The organism is Empedobacter stercoris, assembly GCF_020281205.1.
GTDB lineage: Bacteria > Bacteroidota > Bacteroidia > Flavobacteriales > Weeksellaceae > Empedobacter > Empedobacter stercoris.
Map to the genome: position 1 here is coordinate 20356 of NZ_JACXZC010000012.1, position 19032 is coordinate 39387.

Annotated in this window: 20 protein-coding genes; 10 read left to right on the forward strand and 10 right to left on the reverse strand. The window is 32.3% G+C overall.

The features are described from left to right. A complete protein-coding gene (locus tag IF125_RS07280; protein ID WP_225542017.1) occupies positions 1-462 on the reverse strand; it encodes a hypothetical protein in 462 nt (153 codons plus the stop codon). 116 nt (positions 463-578) lie between these two features. Beyond that, positions 579-2090: a succinate CoA transferase gene (locus IF125_RS07285; RefSeq protein WP_171622639.1), complete on the reverse strand. Its 1512-nt coding sequence runs from the start codon at positions 2088-2090 to the stop codon at positions 579-581. Positions 2091-2282: 192 nt separating this feature from the next. Between IF125_RS07285 and IF125_RS07290 the strand changes: the two genes are divergently transcribed. Next, the gene (locus IF125_RS07290) at positions 2283-3104 is read left to right on the forward strand and encodes an AraC family transcriptional regulator (RefSeq protein WP_225539341.1); all 822 of its coding nucleotides are present in this window, start codon (positions 2283-2285) and stop codon (positions 3102-3104) included. A gap of 6 nt (positions 3105-3110) precedes the next feature. Beyond that, positions 3111-3773 carry an alpha/beta fold hydrolase gene (locus IF125_RS07295; RefSeq protein WP_171622641.1) on the forward strand — a complete coding sequence of 221 codons (663 nt, stop codon included), beginning with the start codon at positions 3111-3113 and terminating at the stop codon, positions 3771-3773. Positions 3774-3812: 39 nt separating this feature from the next. Here the strand turns inward: IF125_RS07295 and truB are convergent, their stop codons facing one another. Genes truB through IF125_RS07315 form a run of 4 tightly spaced genes read right to left on the reverse strand, consistent with a single transcriptional unit; the run spans position 3813 to position 6607 of the window. Next, positions 3813-4526, reverse strand: coding sequence for a tRNA pseudouridine(55) synthase TruB (gene truB, locus IF125_RS07300; protein ID WP_225542018.1), 714 nt, complete (start codon positions 4524-4526; stop codon positions 3813-3815). 1 nt (position 4527) lies between these two features. Then, positions 4528-5412 carry an undecaprenyl-diphosphate phosphatase gene (locus tag IF125_RS07305; protein WP_225542019.1) on the reverse strand — a complete coding sequence of 295 codons (885 nt, stop codon included), beginning with the start codon at positions 5410-5412 and terminating at the stop codon, positions 4528-4530. Beyond that, positions 5412-5714, reverse strand: coding sequence for a DUF3098 domain-containing protein (locus IF125_RS07310; RefSeq protein ID WP_225542020.1), 303 nt, complete (start codon positions 5712-5714; stop codon positions 5412-5414). The genes IF125_RS07305 and IF125_RS07310 overlap by 1 nt, the downstream gene beginning before the upstream one ends. Further along, complete coding sequence (locus IF125_RS07315; RefSeq protein WP_225542021.1) at positions 5714-6607, reverse strand: cell division protein FtsX; 894 nt, start codon at positions 6605-6607, stop codon at positions 5714-5716. The genes IF125_RS07310 and IF125_RS07315 overlap by 1 nt, the downstream gene beginning before the upstream one ends. Positions 6608-6713: 106 nt before the next feature. Here IF125_RS07315 and rsmA point away from each other — a divergent pair, with 106 nt between their 5' ends. Genes rsmA through IF125_RS07330 form a run of 3 tightly spaced genes read left to right on the forward strand, consistent with a single transcriptional unit; the run spans position 6714 to position 9301 of the window. Then, entirely contained in the window at positions 6714-7481 is a 768-nt protein-coding gene (rsmA, locus tag IF125_RS07320) for a 16S rRNA (adenine(1518)-N(6)/adenine(1519)-N(6))-dimethyltransferase RsmA (protein ID WP_225542022.1), read from the forward strand. 3 nt (positions 7482-7484) lie between these two features. Further along, complete coding sequence (gene mgtE / locus IF125_RS07325; RefSeq protein WP_225542023.1) at positions 7485-8840, forward strand: magnesium transporter; 1356 nt, start codon at positions 7485-7487, stop codon at positions 8838-8840. A 20-nt stretch (positions 8841-8860) separates the two neighbouring features. Beyond that, positions 8861-9301, forward strand: a complete 441-nt coding sequence (locus IF125_RS07330; RefSeq protein WP_171622692.1) for a GyrI-like domain-containing protein — start codon at positions 8861-8863, stop codon at positions 9299-9301. A gap of 69 nt (positions 9302-9370) precedes the next feature. On the opposite strand, the gene IF125_RS07335 is transcribed toward IF125_RS07330, so the two are convergent. After that, a complete protein-coding gene (locus tag IF125_RS07335) occupies positions 9371-10522 on the reverse strand; it encodes a sensor histidine kinase (protein ID WP_188319782.1) in 1152 nt (383 codons plus the stop codon). Between the two features lie 157 nt (positions 10523-10679). On the opposite strand from IF125_RS07335, the gene IF125_RS07340 reads away from it, so the two are divergent. From IF125_RS07340 to IF125_RS07360, 5 genes are all read left to right on the forward strand, one after another. Continuing rightward, positions 10680-13457 (forward strand): 2-oxoglutarate dehydrogenase E1 component, encoded by a 2778-nt coding sequence (locus tag IF125_RS07340; RefSeq protein WP_171622649.1) that lies wholly within the window; start codon positions 10680-10682, stop codon positions 13455-13457. Positions 13458-13475: 18 nt separating this feature from the next. Further along, positions 13476-14699, forward strand: a complete 1224-nt coding sequence (odhB, locus tag IF125_RS07345; protein WP_188319783.1) for a 2-oxoglutarate dehydrogenase complex dihydrolipoyllysine-residue succinyltransferase — start codon at positions 13476-13478, stop codon at positions 14697-14699. Between the two features lie 356 nt (positions 14700-15055). Further along, positions 15056-15331 (forward strand): hypothetical protein, encoded by a 276-nt coding sequence (locus tag IF125_RS07350; protein ID WP_225542024.1) that lies wholly within the window; start codon positions 15056-15058, stop codon positions 15329-15331. A gap of 3 nt (positions 15332-15334) precedes the next feature. Beyond that, entirely contained in the window at positions 15335-15922 is a 588-nt protein-coding gene (locus IF125_RS07355) for a hypothetical protein (RefSeq protein WP_225542025.1), read from the forward strand. A gap of 90 nt (positions 15923-16012) precedes the next feature. Next, positions 16013-16249, forward strand: a complete 237-nt coding sequence (locus IF125_RS07360) for a T9SS type A sorting domain-containing protein (protein ID WP_225542026.1) — start codon at positions 16013-16015, stop codon at positions 16247-16249. A 62-nt stretch (positions 16250-16311) separates the two neighbouring features. Here IF125_RS07360 and IF125_RS07365 read toward each other — a convergent pair whose 3' ends face one another. From IF125_RS07365 to mtaB, 3 genes are all read right to left on the reverse strand, one after another. Next, positions 16312-16914 carry a porin family protein gene (locus IF125_RS07365; RefSeq protein ID WP_171622653.1) on the reverse strand — a complete coding sequence of 201 codons (603 nt, stop codon included), beginning with the start codon at positions 16912-16914 and terminating at the stop codon, positions 16312-16314. Between the two features lie 107 nt (positions 16915-17021). Further along, positions 17022-17549: a DUF4136 domain-containing protein gene (locus tag IF125_RS07370; RefSeq protein ID WP_171622654.1), complete on the reverse strand. Its 528-nt coding sequence runs from the start codon at positions 17547-17549 to the stop codon at positions 17022-17024. A 112-nt stretch (positions 17550-17661) separates the two neighbouring features. After that, positions 17662-18996: a tRNA (N(6)-L-threonylcarbamoyladenosine(37)-C(2))-methylthiotransferase MtaB gene (gene mtaB, locus IF125_RS07375; RefSeq protein WP_225539335.1), complete on the reverse strand. Its 1335-nt coding sequence runs from the start codon at positions 18994-18996 to the stop codon at positions 17662-17664. Positions 18997-19032: the final 36 nt, after the last annotated feature.

Genomic DNA, 19032 nt, shown 5'->3' on the forward strand with positions numbered 1-19032 from the left:
TTATTTTGTTGTTATAATTAATAAATCACCATTAAATTGTTTTCCAAATGCCCGGTTATTCATTTTATTTTGAGGAACAATATTTATAGATTTTATTGCGTTAGGATCAATTTTTATAAAATTTTTGAGACTGTCGGAAATAGATCTACCATCAATAATAATTAAATCAATTTTCTTTTTATCCCAACCTCTTCGATTGTCGATATTAATATCACTTAATTTAAATAATTCATTGATTTTCTTTAGTGTAATATTTAATTTTTTAGATTTTTTATTAATTGTAATATTTTCAATATTGTCTCTATCTAAATAATTTTTTTCGAAATCAGTTATTTCATTGTTAATAAATATACTGTATTCTTTAGAGTATTTCTTAAGTATTTTGTCTCTGTTATAGTGTATATTATTTGTTTTACAACTAAAAATTAATATTATAAAAATAAAAGGGAAAATTAATTTCATATTTTTAATTATACTTTCAAATATACAAATAAGAGATTAATTGGAATTATTTCACAAAAAAAGCACAATCCGAAATTTCCGAATTATGCTTTTGAATAAGTATAGTCTTATTATTTCTAATGATTTAATACTAATAATTCTTCTTTTTTCATAGAACCTGTTTGTTTCAATCTTGTGTGCCAAGAGAACGCTTCTTCTAAGATATGTGGTGTTTGACCACCTCTTTCTGCACAAGCTCTTTCGAAATAAGATAATAATTCAGCTTTATAATCTGGGTGAACACAGTTGTTGATGATTTCGATTGCTCTTTCGCGAGGAGCTAAACCTCTTAAATCAGCTAAACCTTGTTCTGTTACAATAATATCAACATCGTGTTCTGTATGGTCTGTATGTGAAACCATCGGAACAATAGAAGAAATATTTCCACCTTTTGCAGTAGAAGCAGTAACAAAGATTGAGATAAATGCATTACGAGCAAAATCTCCAGAACCACCGATTCCGTTCATCATGTGAGTACCAGAAACGTGAGTAGAGTTTACGTTACCGTAAATATCACACTCTAAAGATGTATTGATCCCGATAATTCCTAAACGACGAATCACTTCGCAAGAGTTAGAAATAGATTGTGGACGTAAAAGGATTTTTCCTTTGTAGTTGTCAATATTTCCAATTACACGATCGTAACATTCTTGAGAAACTGTCATTGAAGATGCTGAAGCAAACTTCATTTTTCCAGAATCGATTAAATCAAATGTAGAATCTTGTAAAACTTCTGAATACATAACTAAATCTTCGAAGTCGGAATGCTCTAATCCACCTAATACAGCATTTGCAACTTTTCCAATACCACATTGTAATGGCATCAAAGATTTTGTTAAGCGTCCTTCTTTAACTTCATTTTCAAAGAATTTCACAATATTTTGTGCAATTGCCGCAGTCGCTTCGTCAGCTGGTTGAATATCTCCAGGAGCATCTTGAATGTCGTGGAATACAATTCCAACAATTTTAGAAGGATCTACTTTTATTGTTTCACGTCCAATTTTAGAATCACAAGAAGTGATGTTAATTGGGGTACGTTTTCCATATTCTTCTACACTATAGATGTCGTGAATACCTCTGATATTTGTAGGGATAGCTGTATTAATCTCGATGATTAATTTATCAGCATTTTCTGCAATTTCTGCATTATTACCGATAGAAGTTGTAGGAACTAAAGAACCATCTTCTAAAATTTCGGCAACTTCTAAAACACCTAAATCAATCTTAAATTGACCATCTAAAATATGTTCAGCTGATTCTCCTAAGTGTTGATCTATAAATAATACATTTCCTGCATTAATATTTTTACGCATTACAGTGTCAACTTGGAATGGTAAACGTTTTTTTAACGCTCCACTTTCTACCAAAGCAGCGTCCGTTCCATGGCCTAATGATGCACCAGTAACTAAAGTGATTTTTAAATTTTCAGATTTGGCACGCTCCGCAACAGCTTTTAATACAACTTTTGTATCACCTCCTCTTGTAAAACCACTTGAACCTACAGTCATTCCATCTTCAAAAAATTTGGCAGACTCCTCTGCTGTCATTACCTTTGATTGTAAGTCAGTTAATTTTATTCTTTCCAACATAATGCAACTTATTTTCTAATACTTTTCAATAATTGTACCCTTCTCAGTAGAGGGAATTACAAATATTATATAATTTAATAAAAAGTCAATATCAATAATAGTCAAATAATTATTCATTTCAGACACTTTTATTTGTGTACTTGATACATTATATCAAATAAATTATTATATTAGTTCACAGATTAAAAAACTATGAATATACACTTAGATAATAAATTCGAAACACGATACTACCTAACCGAAATTGATAAACTACCAACCTCAATTTTCTGTTACCACAAGGAAATTTCGGAGGCATACGTTGTAGAACACAAACACAATAAAGCACAATTTCTTTATTGTGAGGGAGGAATAGTGTATGTCAAAATAGGAAAAGATACTTTTTATTTACCTGCAAGACACTATATGTGGATACCGCCTCATGTTGAGCACAGTATACACCCAAATACACCAGATGTGATCATGAGAAATTTATATTTTCCTATAAATGAAAGCGATAATTCGTTTTATAAAAAAGTAGGAATTTACCCAACTGATGGTTTACTCTTAGAACTTTTATTGTTCTCTAATCAATGGAAGGGTGATATAGTACCTGAAAACAGAAGTGAATATGTAATCGCACAAGCATTTAAAGAAATTTTACCTAAAGTAAGTAAAAGCAGTTTACGATTAGCTTTACCACTTCCACATGATGAACGTTTGAAAAAAATTGTACAATTCTTAGATGATAATATGGATTCTTCGATTACAATGAAAAAAATTACAGCAGAATTTGGTTTTTCAGAACGTTCATTGTCACGTTTATTTCAAAAAGATTTGAATATGACATTTGTGCAGTATTTTACCATTCTAAGAATGTTACGTGCTTTACAATTATTGATTGACAATACATATTCTATTAGCGAAATATCAACTATGGTAGGGTACAATAGTTTACCAACGTTTAGTAATACTTTTCAAAAAGTGATTGGTGTACGCCCTACAGATTACTCAAAAAAGAAAGATATATTATAATAAGATATGAAAATTTATCAAGTAAGTGGATTAGGCGCAAATGCAAATGCATTTAGAAATCTGCGCTTGGAACAAGATTTTGAGCAAGTTTATATTCCTTGGTTAGACCCAGAGAAAGACGAAACTTTGGCCCATTATGCTGAACGATTATTAGATAAAATAAATCCCACAGAAGAATTTCTTTTGATGGGATTATCTTTTGGAGGAATAATTGTACAAGAAATGAATCGTTTTATTGATCCCGCTCATACATTTTTAATTTCTACAGTTAAGAATAGAACAGAGATTCCTAAATTATTTCGATTTTCTGCGTTGATTAATGCGCATAAAATAATTCCAATGAGTTTTTTAACTTCAGATCGAACATTTTCTTATATGATGATGAGAAAGTTGTATTATACAGATCGTGAAAAAGATAATATAGATGATATTTTTGAGTTTAAAAATGCGGATTATTTAAAATGGTCGATTCATAAGATTGTTAATTGGGAACACTCTGCTGCTTATCACGAAAAAAATGTAACGCACATTCATGGAACAAAAGATATCGTTTTTCCGATTGAATACATCAAAGATGCTATACAAATAGATGGAGGAACGCATATTATGGTGATGCAAAAACCAAAACAAGTAAGTGAAGAAATCAATAAAGTTTTGACTACATTATAAAAAGAAAAGCTTGAACATTTATTCAAGCTTTTGTATATATTATAATTCTTTTTCTGTTTGATCTTCTTCTTCAAAATAACTTCTTTCTAAAGCTAAATTTTCGCAATTGATTACATCAAACTCTCCAATTTTCGTTCGTCTTAATGCAGTTAAATATCCTCCCGAATTTAAAGCTTTTCCAAAATCATAAGCCAACGAACGTATATACGTTCCCTTGCTGCAATTCACTTCAAAATCAACAAAAGGTAAATTTATTTTTGTTATTTTGAAATCGAGAATATTAACTTTACGTGCTTTTCGTTCGATTTCTTGACCATCACGTGCCAATTCGTACAAACGTTTTCCGTCCACTTTAATTGCCGAATGCATTGGTGGAAATTGTTCAATTTCTCCTATAAACTGTTTCGTTGTTTCGTGAATAATTTCTTCTGTGATATGTTCTGTAGGAAAAATTTCGTTTTCTTCTGATTCTAAATCATAAGTTGGAGTAGTTACGCCTAATTTGATTGTTCCTGTATACGTTTTTTCTTGTGCCTGAAATTCGTCAATTCGTTTTGTCCATTTACCTGTACAAACCAATAAAAGACCAGTGGCTTTAGGGTCTAAAGTTCCAGCATGACCAACTTTTATTTTCTTTAAATTATAAGCTTTTCTGATGTTCCAACGAATTTTATTGACTACATCAAAAGAAGTCCAATCAAGTGGTTTGTCAATCAAAAAAACGTGACCTTCTTGTATTTTTTCTACGTTCATTTTAGTTGTGCTGAATCATTGTAGTATCTACTGAAGCGGCATTGTCTTTTTCTACTTGAGATGGAGTAGTGTTCCAGAAATAAATCAATAAAATAATTCCGATAATTATTCTGTACCAACCCCAAAACTTGAAACCATATTTTGTTAAAACAGCAATAAATGTTTTTACAGCGATCAAGGCAACGATAAATGCAACCACATTTCCAATGATAAATAAAGTAATATGATGTTGATCTTGTAAAATCATTTCGTAACCTTTCATTGGGTTAGCGGTATTTTCGCCCCATGTTTTTACGAAGATCGAATAGACGGTAACAGCCAACATCGTAGGTACAGCTAAAAAGAAAGAGAATTCGGCAGCAGCTTTGCGTGTTAAACCTTGCGTCATACCACCAATAATTGAAGCGGCAGAACGAGAAGTTCCTGGCATCATGGCTAAACATTGCCAAAAACCAATAATGATTGCTTTCTTTATGGTAATTTCTTTTTCATCATCAATTTTAGGGTTTTTGAACCATTTATCTACAAATAATAAGATGATACCTCCAAAAACTAACATACCAGAAATTGCGATCTGATTTCCTAAAACAGCTTCAATTTTATCATCAAATAATTTTCCTAAAATTAACGCAGGAACTACAGCTAATGCTAATTTGATGTAAAAGTTGAAATTAAAATTTTTGAAGTCAAAGAATTTTTTCCAATACAACACAACGATTGATAAAATAGCTCCAAATTGTATTGAAACTTGAAACATTTTTAAGAATTCGCTTTCTGGCATTCCCATCAACGCAGCGGTAAATCCCATGTGCGCTGTAGAAGAAATTGGTAAATATTCGGTAAGACCTTCTATAATAGCAATGATAATTGCTTGTAAAGTATTCATTATTTTTCTTTATTCGGATTGATTAAAATGGCATAAATTTCAACGATAAAACCTGCAACAACTAAAAATGGAGCTAATCTAATTCTTCGGAAAGAATAGATTTCGTCGTTCCAATAATTAGCATCCCAAGTTCCATCAGGTCTTGTGTTGGCATCGTGTCCTGTCATTAATAAAAAGCCAAGACCAATTAGTGCAACACCAATTGCCATGAAAATGTAATTTCTTTTTCCGAATAAAAAAGTAAAACCAGCAGTATTTGTAACTGCTGATTTTTTTGTTGTATCGATAGAATTTGATTTCATTAATAAAGTTGATCAGTTTTTAATCTTAAATAACGCCATGCAGCAAACAATGTACTAAATACCGCAATTACAACACCAATTCCAATAAGAATAAGGATTAATAGTGTAAAGTTAGGGTTCCAAATAACCAAACCTACTTTTGTTGCTAAAATATACCACAAGAAACCTAAACCAATAACGGCAATAAATGCTGCTAAGAAACCTAAAATAGCTGCTTCTATTAAGAACGGTTTTACAATAAAACGTCTACGAGCACCTACTAATTGCATTGTTTTAATGCTAAAACGTTTCGCATAAATTTTCAGGCGGATAGAATTGTTGATTAATACAACTACAATTATCAAGAAGATAACAGCAAATATCATAATCCAAAACGTAATGTTGTTGATACTATGATAAATCGTTACCATTGCTTCTTTATCACTCTTTACTTCATCTATGATTTGATTTTTTGCTAAAACTTTGTTGATCGAGTCAATTTGTTCGACATATTCTATCATTGCAGGGTTCAACGTAATTTGAACCGAAGCAGGGAAAATACTTTCTTCGAAGAAATCACTACCATCTGTACCTAAATCTTTTTTGGCAATTTTTGCAGCCTCTTCTTTGCTAATATATTGTGTAGCTTCAACAAAAGGGTATTTAATTTTTAACGAATCGATATAAGATTTTTGTAAATCGAGTTCCTTATCTTTTAATTTCGGATCTTCGACATCTTTAAAATATGCCTCGATTTTTAACTCTCTTTTTAGATGTTCTGCGTAACTTTGTGCATTAATGACAATTAAGCCGAAAATACCTAATAGAAATAAAACAAGCGAAATACTAATCACAACAGTAATGTTAGAAGAGCGCAGTCTTTTTTTCTCAAATTTATCGTTCGTTTTTGACATTTGGGTTAATTTTGGGGCTAAGATAAAAAAAACTTATTTCGCAAGAAAGATATTCCGTATATATTCTACGGTAAGTTGGTTAAAGAAAACTTAAAATTTAGAATTTTTGAAAGTAAAAGCTAAAAAACATTTAGGTCAGCATTTTTTGAATGACGAAAATATAGCACGAGATATTGCTGAAGGATTGACTTGGCAAGGATATGATCGTGTGTTGGAGATTGGACCAGGAATGGGAGTGTTGACAAAATATATTTTACAAGCAAAGAAAAATATAGAGGTTGTAGAGATTGATAATGAATCTGTTGAGTATTTAAAAGAATATTATCAACCATTTTATCCAGGATTTAAAATTCATTCTGAGGATTTTTTGAAAATGGATTTCTCATCAAAATTTGATGAACAAATTGCTATTTTAGGAAATTTTCCGTATAATATCTCTTCGCAAATTATTTTTAAAGCGTTAGAAGAGCGTCACACAGTTCCCGAAGTTTGTGGAATGTTTCAGAAAGAAGTTGCCGAACGTATTGCCTCTAAAAAAGGTACAAAAGATTATGGTATACTTTCTGTGTTAGCGCAAGCGTACTACCATTGCGATTATTTGTTTACTGTGCCAGAACACGTTTTTACACCACCACCAAAAGTGAAATCAGGTGTTATTATAATGAAGCGTTACAGAACAGAAATAGAAGGAGTTGAACAAAAACGATTTTTTCAAGTAGTGAAAGCTGGTTTTGGACAAAGAAGAAAAACGCTTCGTAATTCGTTGAAAGCTATAGGAATTCCTGAAGATTTAAACGATCACGAATTTATGAGTATGCGCGCAGAACAATTATCTGTCGAAGATTTTATTGAATTAACGAAAAGAATGAAATAGATTATGGAGGTGAAAATTACAAAAGATTTTATTGAACTTTTAACAGAAAGAATCAATCAACAAAATGCAAAAGAGGTAAAGAAGATGTTGCAAGATTTGCACCCCGCCGATATTGCCGAGTTGTTTGATGAACTTTCGACCAAGGAACAGTCTTTTGTAATTGATTTGCTCGATAACGAAATTTCTGCTGATATTCTTCTTGAATTAGAAGAGGATGATCGACGTAAATTTCTGAAAACACTTACTGCAAAAGAAATTGCAGAAGATGTGATTAACGAGATGGATACCGATGATGCTGTTGATGTGATTAACGAGCTTTCGGACGAAAGGAAAGATGAGGTAATTGCGCAGTTAGAAGACCAAGAACACGCCCGAGAAATTGTTGATTTATTACGATATGACGAAGACACTGCCGGTGGTTTGATGGGTAAAGAGTTGATCAAAGTGAATAAAGATTGGTCGGTGATTACAGCTGTTAAACAAATGCGTAAACAAGCAGAGGATTTTGAAGAAGTTTTTTCGATTTATGTGGTCGATGAAGATGATAAATTACTTGGGACATTGAGTTTAAAACGTTTGTTAACAACTTCTGCAAATTCTAAAGTAGCCGATGTTTACAACGAAAAAATACAATATATAAAAACCTATACAACTGACTTGGAAGTTGCCAAAGTGATTGAGAAATATGATTTGTACGAAGTTCCCGTTGTAGATGAATTGATGCGTTTGGTTGGAGTGATTACGGTAGATGATGTGATTGATGTAATTCGTGAAGAAGCTGAAGAAAATTATCAATTGGCAGCAGGGATTACGCAAAATGTAGATTCGGACGATAGTATTTTGAAGTTAACACGAGCTCGTTTACCTTGGCTTTTATTGGCTTTGGTAGGTAGTTTTATTGCAGTAAATGTATCTCAAAGTTTTAGCGATGCAATGGATTTGTATCCTCAACTATTCTTTTTTACACCACTTGTTGCTGCCATGGCAGGAAATGTTGGCGTGCAATCTTCCGCAATTATTGTTCAAGGGTTGGCTAATAGTAATATTTCTGGTCCTATTTGGAAAAGACTCGGAAAAGAAATGTTATTAGCCTTGTTAAATAGTACTTTGTTAGCGCTTGTATTATTAGTCGCAACACATTTTTTAATGAGCACGAGCTATGAAATTTCTTCTACAATAGTATTGGCCTTAGTAATTGTTATGATTTTAGCAAGTTTAATTGGGACATTTATTCCTATTACGTTGCATAAATATGGCGTAGATCCAGCAATTGCAACAGGTCCGTTTATTACAACAAGTAATGATATCTTTGGGCTGTTAATTTATTTTTCGATTGCAAAAATGATTTTAGGATTTTAAACGATAACAAAATGAATACATTGAAAATTATTGGAATTTCAGTTCAGACTTCAAATAATAATCACCAAGCGATTGAAGATTTAGGTAAATTATGGCATCAATTTTTTACGGATAGTATTATCGAAAAGATTCCTAATAAAATCAATGCTAATATTTATTCCATTTATACAGATTACGAAAGTGATTTTAAAGGAAAATATACAACAATTATTGGTTGTGAAGTTTCTTCTTTAGATGAAATTCCAGAAGGAATGGTTGGAAGAGAATTTCAACCTCAAACGTTTAAGAAATATATCGCCAAAGGAGAATTGCATGAAGCTGTAGCGAAAACTTGGAATGATATCTGGAATGATGACGCAAATCTAAATCGTACGTATATATACGACTACGAATTATACACCGAAAAAGCACAAAACCCTGCTGATGCCGAAATTGAGATTTATATAGGAGTGAAAGCTTGATATTTTTAGTATAAAGCTATAGAAATTAGAGAAAAAGTTTTCTAACTTCTATAGCTTTAATCTTTGAAGTTATTTCCTCAACAAAATCTTAAATTCAGTTCCAGTTTCTTTAGAGGATTTGGCAACAAATATTTTTCCTTTGTGATAATCTTCTATAATTCGTTTTGCTAACGATAAACCCAATCCCCATCCACGTTTTTTGGTTGTAAATCCAGGCTCGAAAATCTTTCTTTGTAATTTTGTTGGAATGCCAGATCCAGTATCAGCAATAGTAATTTCCACAAATTTATTGGTTGTCGTAATGGTAATATCCAATACGCCTTTATTTTGCATGGCATCAGCTGCATTTTTCATCAAATTTTCGATTACCCAACTGTATAAGGAAGTATTGAGGTTGATCTTAAACTCTTTCACATCTGTTCTGAAATTAATTTCAATACCTTTTGATATACGTTGCGAAATATAATCAACCGTTTGTTTAGAGGTCGAGATTAAATCGATTGGTTTCAACTCAGAAGTCGAACCTATTTTAGAAAAACGTTCAGCAATATGTTTTAGACGATCAACATCTTTTTCAATTTCCACAACGGATATCTGATCAATATCTTCTAATTTTAAAAGTTCGACCCAACCCATCAGAGAAGAAAGTGGTGTTCCAATTTGATGCGCAGTTTCCTTTGCCATTCCAGCCCATAAATAACTTTTTTCGGTTTCGCGAATAGTTTTGAAATACCAATACGAAAAACCAAAAAAGATTAAAATCAATAAAATAATGATAAGTGGATAGTATTGTAATTGACTTAAAAGTTTGGAGTTTTTAAAGTAAACAAAATTTTTAGAACCAATTAATTCGATTTCAATAGTTTGGTTAATTGATTTCATTTTTTGTACATACCTCTCTAATTTTACAGAATCTTTTACAATTGATTCATCAATGTTTTTAGTATCTACAATAATTCCTTTTTCATCTACAAGTGCAACCGGAATAGATTTGTTGTCTTTTATTAATTTAAATAAAAAATCTTGCGTTTTAGAATCTAAAAATTCTGATGAGCTAATTAACTCTAACGATCGGGCATAATTTTCTACACGATTATGTTCTTCAAGTTTTAATTCTTCTACAATTTTGTTACTTGACCAAATGGTAATGGAAAAAATAACAATTATTATAAAGAAGCCAATCCAACGTTTGTTTATTTTTTTTGTTAGAAAATTTCTCATCTAAATGTAAAATCTTTCTTAAATTTATATCAAATGTAATCATTATTTGATTATAATATATTTTTATGGCGCAATAAGATAAATATGATGAAAGTAATTTTTTTTAAAGCCTTAAATAGTTTATTTTTGTAGCTAAATCTCATAGAGAGTAAAATTTATGGATCGTTTTTCGTTTTTAAATGCCGCTCATTTAGAGTTTATAGGCGACTTATATGATCAATACGTCCAATATCCGGATAGTATTGAACCAAGTTGGAAAGCTTTTTTCCAAGGGTATGACTTTGCAAATGCAACATATGATGGAGAGCCATTATTTGCACCAGCACCTAACAAAGGTAATCAAACAACGCAAGCAAGGGTGAATCCTGCCGTTGTTTCTCAAGTTCCAGACAATGTACAAAAGGAGTTTAAAGTGATCAACTTAATTGATGCTTATCGTACTCGTGGACATTTGTTTACAAAAACTAACCCTGTTAGAGCGCGTAGAACTTTTGAACCTTCATTAGATATCAAAAACTTCGGTTTGACTGATGCTGATTTAGGGTTAACATTCAACGCTGGTGAAATTTTGGGAATCGGTGGGCCAATCACTTTACGTGAAATCATTGGACACTTAGAAAACATGTACTGCGAATCTATCGGAATCGAGTATATGTATGTTAGAGAACCTCAAAGAATTAATTGGATTCAGAATTGGTTAAACCAAAACTTGAATCAACCAAAATTATCGAAAGAGGAGAAAGAGCGTGTATTAGAAAAGTTGAATGAAGCTACTGCTTTTGAGAACTTTATGCACACTAAATATGTTGGACAAAAGCGTTTCTCAGTAGAAGGAAATGAATCATTGATTCCTGCTTTGGATACATTGATTAATCGTTCTGCAGATCACGGTGTACAAGAGGTTATCGTAGGGATGGCTCACCGTGGACGTTTGAATGTTTTGGCTAACATTTTTGGAAAATCATATTCTCAAATCTTCTCAGAATTCGAAGGAAAAGCGTTTGATACAGATTTGATGGCTGGTGATGTTAAATATCACATGGGATCATCTAATCAAATCAAAGCATTGAATGGAAAAGAAATCAAAATCAATTTAGCACCAAATCCATCTCACTTAGAGACTGTAGATGCAGTTGTTGAGGGGATTACACGTGCAAAAGCTGAGGAAGATTATAAAGATGATTATTCTAAAATTATTCCAATCTTAATTCATGGTGATGCTGCTGTAGCTGGACAAGGAATCGTTTACGAAGTTGTTCAAATGGCAGGATTAGACGGATATAAAACAGGTGGTACAGTACACGTTGTTGTAAATAACCAAATCGGATTTACAACAAATTATTTAGATGCCCGTACATCTACTTATTGTACAGATGTTGCGAAAGTAACATTGTCTCCTGTAATGCATGTAAATTCTGATGATGTAGAGGCGGTAGTTCATGCTTTCCGTTTTGCAGCAGATTATCGTGCAGAATTCGGATCTGATGTATTCATCGATTTATTAGGATACCGTAAATATGGACATAACGAAGGGGATGAACCAAAATTCACTCAACCTAAATTATATAATGTAATCTCTAAACACCCAAATCCTCGTGAAATTTACAAGGAACAATTATTAAAAGAGGGTGTAATTGGAGAAGAAATTGTAAAACAAAAAGAAGCTGAATTTAAAGCGTTATTAGAAAAAAACTTCGAAGCTTCTAAAGAAATCGAACGTAACCATATCTTCCCTTTTATGCCAGAAGAGTGGGAAGGATTTGAAATTGCTGATGATGCAAAAGTTTTTGAACAAGCAAATACTGCTTACGATGAAGCAAAATTAAAAGAAATTGCAAAAGCTGTTTCTACAGTTCCAGAAGGTAAAAAATTAATCAAAAAAGTTTCTCGTTTAATTGAAGGACGTGGAAAAATGATTGAAGAAGATAAAATTGACTGGGGATTAGGAGAAGCTTTAGCTTTCGGTTCTATCTTAACAGACGGACGTAATGTACGTGTTTCTGGAGAAGATGTAGAGCGTGGAACATTCTCTCACCGTCATGCAGTTGTGAAAACTGAAGACACAGAAGAAGAAATTATTTTATTAAACCATATTAATGATGAGCAAGGTCAATTAAGAATCTATAATTCATTATTATCTGAGTATGCAGTTTTAGGTTTTGATTATGGATATGCAATGGCTAATCCAAAAGCATTAACAATTTGGGAAGCTCAGTTTGGAGATTTCGTGAATGGAGCACAAATTGTAATCGATCAATACATTTCTGCAGCTGAAGATAAATGGAAATTACAAAACGGTTTAGTGATGTTATTGCCTCATGGATATGAAGGACAAGGAGCAGAGCACTCTTCAGCACGTTTAGAGCGTTTCTTACAAATGTGTGCTGGTAACAATATGTTTGTTGCAAACATCACAACTCCAGCGAACTTCTTCCATGCATTAAGAAGACAAGTCGTTACTGATTACCGTAAACCATTGGTTGTCATGTCTCCAAAATCTTTATTACGTCATCCGTCAGCTGTATCATCATTAGCAGATTTCACAAATGGAGGTTTCCAAGAAATCATCGAAGATGTAACAGTAGATGCTAAGAAAGTGAAAAAAGTAGTTTTCTGTTCAGGTAAAATCTACTATGACTTAGACAAAAAACGCCAAGAATTAGGAGATAAAGAAACTGCAATTATTCGTTTAGAACAATTATATCCATTAAACGAAGAAAAAGTAGATACTATCATCTCTAAATTTGGTGATGCTAAATTGGTTTGGGCACAAGAAGAGCCAGAAAACATGGGAGCTTGGATGTATATCTTACGTAAATTAAGAAAATATCCATTCGACGTAGTTTCACCAGCAGAAAGTGCAGCAACAGCACCAGGTTCAAGCAAACGTTGGGCTGCAATTTACGAAGAGGTAATTAATAAAGTATTCAATTAAAAAATAAAGCTAATAGATATGTTAGAAATGAAAGTCCCATCACCAGGGGAATCAATAACAGAAGTAGAAATCGCTACGTGGTTAGTAAAAGACGGTGATTACGTAGAAAAAGACCAAGCAATTGCAGAGGTTGATTCAGATAAAGCAACATTAGAATTACCAGCAGAAGAAAGTGGAATTATCACTTTGAAAGCTGAAGAAGGTGATGTTGTAGAAGTAGGACAAGTTGTTTGTCTTATTGATACATCAGCTGCTAAACCAGCAGGAGGAAGCGCTGAAGCTCCTAAAGCTGAAGTAAAAGAAGAAGTGAAAGCTGCTCCAGCTCCAGTTGCAACACCAGCACCTGCTGCTCCAGCTACAACATATGCTACTGGAACTCCATCTCCAGCTGCTAAAAAAGTTTTAGATGAGAAAGGTATTGACGCTTCTCAAGTAAAAGGATCAGGACGTGACGGTCGTATCACTCAAGATGACGCAGTTCGTTTTACTCCAGCAATGGGGACTTCTACTCAAGGAACACGTGCTCAATCAGAGAAAAAATTATCATCATTACGTCGTAAAATTGCACAACGTTTAGTTTCTGTTAAAAATGAAACTGCAATGTTAACAACATTCAACGAAGTTGATATGTCAGCAATTTTTGCTTTACGTAATCAATATAAAGACGAATTCAAAGCGAAACATGGTGTTGGTTTAGGATTTATGTCATTCTTTACAAAAGCAGTTACTCGCGCATTAGAGATGTACCCAGATGTAAACTCTATGATCGACGGTGACTACCAAGTTAAATTTGATTTTGCAGACGTTTCTGTTGCAGTATCAGGACCAAAAGGTTTGATGGTACCAGTAGTTCGTAATGCAGAAAACTTAACTTTCCGTGGTGTTGAGCAATCTATCAAAGATTTAGCAATCAAAGTACGTGACGGAAAAATTTCAGTTGATGAAATGACAGGAGGTACATTTACAATCACAAATGGTGGTGTATTTGGATCAATGATGTCTACTCCAATTATCAACCCACCTCAATCTGGTATCTTAGGAATGCACAATATTGTTGAGCGTCCAGTTGTTAAAAACGGACAAATTGTTATTGCTCCAATGATGTATGTTGCTTTATCTTATGACCACCGTATTATTGACGGACGCGAATCTGTTGGATTCTTAGTTGCAGTTAAAGAAGCGGTAGAAGATCCATTAAATGTATTAATGGGAGGTGATGCTAAAAGAGCTTTAGAATTGTAATACAAGAACATTCTAACAATCCATAAATTGAAAGCCATTCGAAAGAATGGCTTTTTTGATTTATGATATTTTCTAATTAATATTATTGTATTCTGTTTTTTAATAAATGAATTTCAAGAATTTCTTCTTTTTAAACAGAGTAAATTTTTTAAATAATTAATTGTTAATCAATAAATTATTCTTTAATTTTTAGGAAAATAAATCTATTTGCTTTTCCTTCTATCCATCTGTTGATAAAATAGTTTAATTTTAAAGTATTGAATTAACACTTTAATAATTATGAAGAAAATTTACTTATCAGCATTTACTTTATTAATGCTTTTAAATTCGAACGCACAGGTTTATGATGTGGGTACGTGGCACAGGTTACAGATATATCAAATAATGGTGAAGCTGTAGGAAATGCGGCTGGTGTCGTACATTTTAAGTGGACAAAAGAGGAGGGACCAAAAATTATTGGAGAAATCGGAGGTACAGAAGATTACATTTCTGGAAATACAACTATTTCTGCTGATGGAACTTTGATTTCAGGAACTATGACAAATCCTGAAACAGGGAATGATGAAATGGCTATTTATTATCCTTCTGAGGAAAAATGGGAATTTTTGGGAGGAAAAGATACTTCATCTTAGGGTATGTCAAGTACTGGTGAAACCGTTGTAGGATTAAAATTTAAAACAGCTGCATTGGCAATTCCTATTGTATGGGATAAGAAAAACGGAATAAAAGAATTTGATACAACAGTTGCAGGTAGAAGTGCAAGAGCAAATTCGGTGAATGCAGATGGATCTGTTGTAGTTGGTTGGCAAGATAATGAAAATGGATGGAGAAAAGGTGTATATTGGAAAAATGGTGTTCAAACACATATTACTGATGCAGAAGGAAATCTTGTCGGTGAAGCGTTGTCTGTTTCTGCAGACGGAAATATTATTGCAGGTTTCAATGATCCAGAAGCTTATATCTTTAATGTAACTACAAATGCTTATACAAAAATTGTTCATCCAGATCCAGAATTTAGCACTTCTATTGTAGCTATTTCTGATGATGGGAATACTGCAATTGGATATGCCAAACCATGGTATGCTACAAAAACAGATGGTGAAGGTTTTATTTGGTTCAAGGATAAAGGGATGATAAAAGTAGACGATTATGTAAAAGAAGTTGGTTTAGAAGATAAAGGATTTACGTTTGTTTTACCAACTGGTATGTCACCTAATGGTTAATATATTGGAGGAATTGGAATCAATTGGGAAGAATGGATTTGAAAGGTTTTGTCATTAAATTGAAAAAAAAAATTAGCTACAAACGAAAATGTGTTAGAGAAAAATACTACCACTATTTCTCCTAATCCAGTGATTGATGAACTATCGATTAATACAAAAGCAAAAGTAAATGCTGTAGAAGTGTACAATTTAGCTGGGCAAAAAGTGTGGAGTTCAGATAAAGTAATGAATAATAAAGTTGATTTGAATTTCTTAACGAAAGGAATTTATATCATCAAAGTTGAAACAGATACATCAAAAGAATCAATTAAATTTATCAAAAAATAATTCATTCAGATTAACACAAAAAAAAGTCGCTCTATAGTTGAATATGAGCGACTTTTTAAATTTTATTTAAAAAAATAAGTAAGTCCTAATGTTAAGAAAGAAGAACGATTCGTTCCATTGTCCCAACGAGTATAGTCATAGGTGTCAATTAATCCATACTGATAGCGTAAATTGATTTCATATTTTCTATCAATAGAATAACCACCCCCAATATTAAAAGCCAAATCAAACGATTTTGGGATATTATTTTCACTTTCTGGTTCTCCTACATCAAATTTTTCTGATACTTTGAAACCTAATTGTGGTCCTCCTTCAACAAAGAAATCTTTTCCTTGATCATCAAAATAGTATTTATACATAATTGGAATATTGATATAGTTCAAGAACGCTTTATATTTATCGCCCCCTTCTTTATATAATGAATATTCTCCTTGAGTAGTATATAAAACTTCGGCTTGTAAATAGTGGTTTTCATTTCGTGTTGTTAATTGATATTTCGCTACACCTCCAGCTAAAAATCCAACTCTCTCTTTAGAAACTCCATGAACAATAGTTGTATTACTAAGTCCTACACCACCTTTTACTCCATATTCCATTTGAGCAAAAGACAAAGTAGATAAACTTAATAAGATTAAGCTTAATAGATTGGTTTTTAAATTTTTCATAAGTTATTGTATATTTTTTAACAAAATTAAAGTTTTTTTTAATACAATTTTCATTCCACAAAAAAAGCTCTTCTCTGGAAGAGCTAATATGATAAAATAGTTTAAAATTATTGTTTTGGTTGTGGTGGAAATTTAGCTAATATTTCTTCAATAGCTTTCGGTATTCTTTCCGCTTTTGCACTAATATTACTCAAGTTCAGATCAGATCCTACACCTTGCCATACCAATACATTTCTTTTGTCATCTACAATGTCAAGAACAATTGTGCCTGCTTGATAAGATGAAACACTATTTCCATAATAACCGGCGTAGTATCCGTAAGGACCATACCCCCAATTGTTATTGTTTACAGAAATTTGTTCTTTTGAACTTGTTAATAAATTAACTACCAAATCGGCATCAGTATTTACTTTTGTAAAACCTTTTGCTGCCATTTGTGCATCAATTGCGGCAATTAATCTGTTTTTATCTAAATCGTTCACCTTCAGCTTATCCAAGCCTTTTTGATGGAAAGAATAAGTTTTATACGTTGCGAAATTTGCTGATCTATCATAATCTGTACTTACCTGAACTGTACCACAGCTCGTTACAAATAAAGACAACAAAATTATAAAAGTAAAATGTATAATTTTCATGACCTTAATTTTTTATTAAAACTACAATTATTATTCCTAAATGTAAAGTTAAATTAAAAAAAAGAAGCTCAAAACAATTGAACTTCTTTTTAACTAATATTTACAAAATTTATTAGGCTAATTCTAACTCGTTAATTTTTACTTCAACAATACCATTGTGATTGATTCTTACTAAATCTACAAGTTGTGTTTGATTGACTAATTCAAGATTAAAATCCGTCTGAACTTTTACATAATTTTCTGTAAATCCGAACATTTTTCCATCTTTGTTGTCATGTTCCCAAAGCACTTTTTGAGTTGATCCTAATTGAGATTGGTAAAAAGCTTGGCGTTTTTTCTCCGATAGTATACGCAACATTTTATTGCGACGTTTACGCTCTCCTTGATCTACAACACCATCATATTCGATAGCTTCTGTATTATCTCTTTCAGAATAAGTAAATACATGTAAATAGCTAATAGGTAATTCGTTCAAGAAATTATAGGTATCCATAAATAATTCTTCAGTTTCACCAGGAAAACCAACAATCACATCTACGCCAATACAAGCATTTGGCATTACTTCTCGAATCTTCGTTACACGATCTAAATAAAGATTTGATAAATAACGACGTTTCATTTTTTTCAAAATTTCATCATTACCTGATTGCAATGGGATATGAAAATGTGGAACAAATCGATTGCTTTTAGATACAAAATCAATTGTTTCATTTTTCAATAAATTTGGTTCAATAGATGAAATTCTAATACGTTCAATTGCTTCAACTTGATCCAATTCTTGCACCAATTCTAAGAAAGTATGTTCGTGTTTTTTATTTCCGAATTCACCTTTCCCATAATCACCAATATTTACACCAGTCAATACAATTTCTTTGATTCCTTTTTGTGCAATTTCATTCGCATTTTTGATCACATTTTCTACAGTATCTGAACGTGAAATTCCACGTGCCAAAGGAATCGTACAATAGGTACATTTATAATCGCAACCATCTTGTACTTTCAAGAATGCACGTGTACGGTCACCAATTGAGTATGAACCAACGTAAAAATCGGCCTCTTCAATTTCACAAGAATGTACAATCGTTTCTTCTTTTTTATTGATATCGTCTAAATATTCAGCAATATTGAATTTTTCTGCAGCTCCTAAAACCAAATCAACACCTTCCATTTCCGCAATTTCTTGCGGTTTCAATTGCGCATAACAACCTACAATGACAACAAAACCTTCTGGATTTGCTTTCATTGCATTTTTCACAATCGTTCTGCACTCTTTGTCTGCATTTGCGGTTACCGAACATGTGTTTATCACGTACACATTCGCAGAATCTGTAAACTCAACTTTCTGATAACCATTATCTTTCAAGTTTCTCGCGATCGTTGAAGTTTCAGAAAAATTAAGCTTACATCCCAATGTATGAAATGCAACTGTTTTAGTTTGATTATTCATAGCTGCAAATTTAAGAAATTATCCATAGTTTTGAAA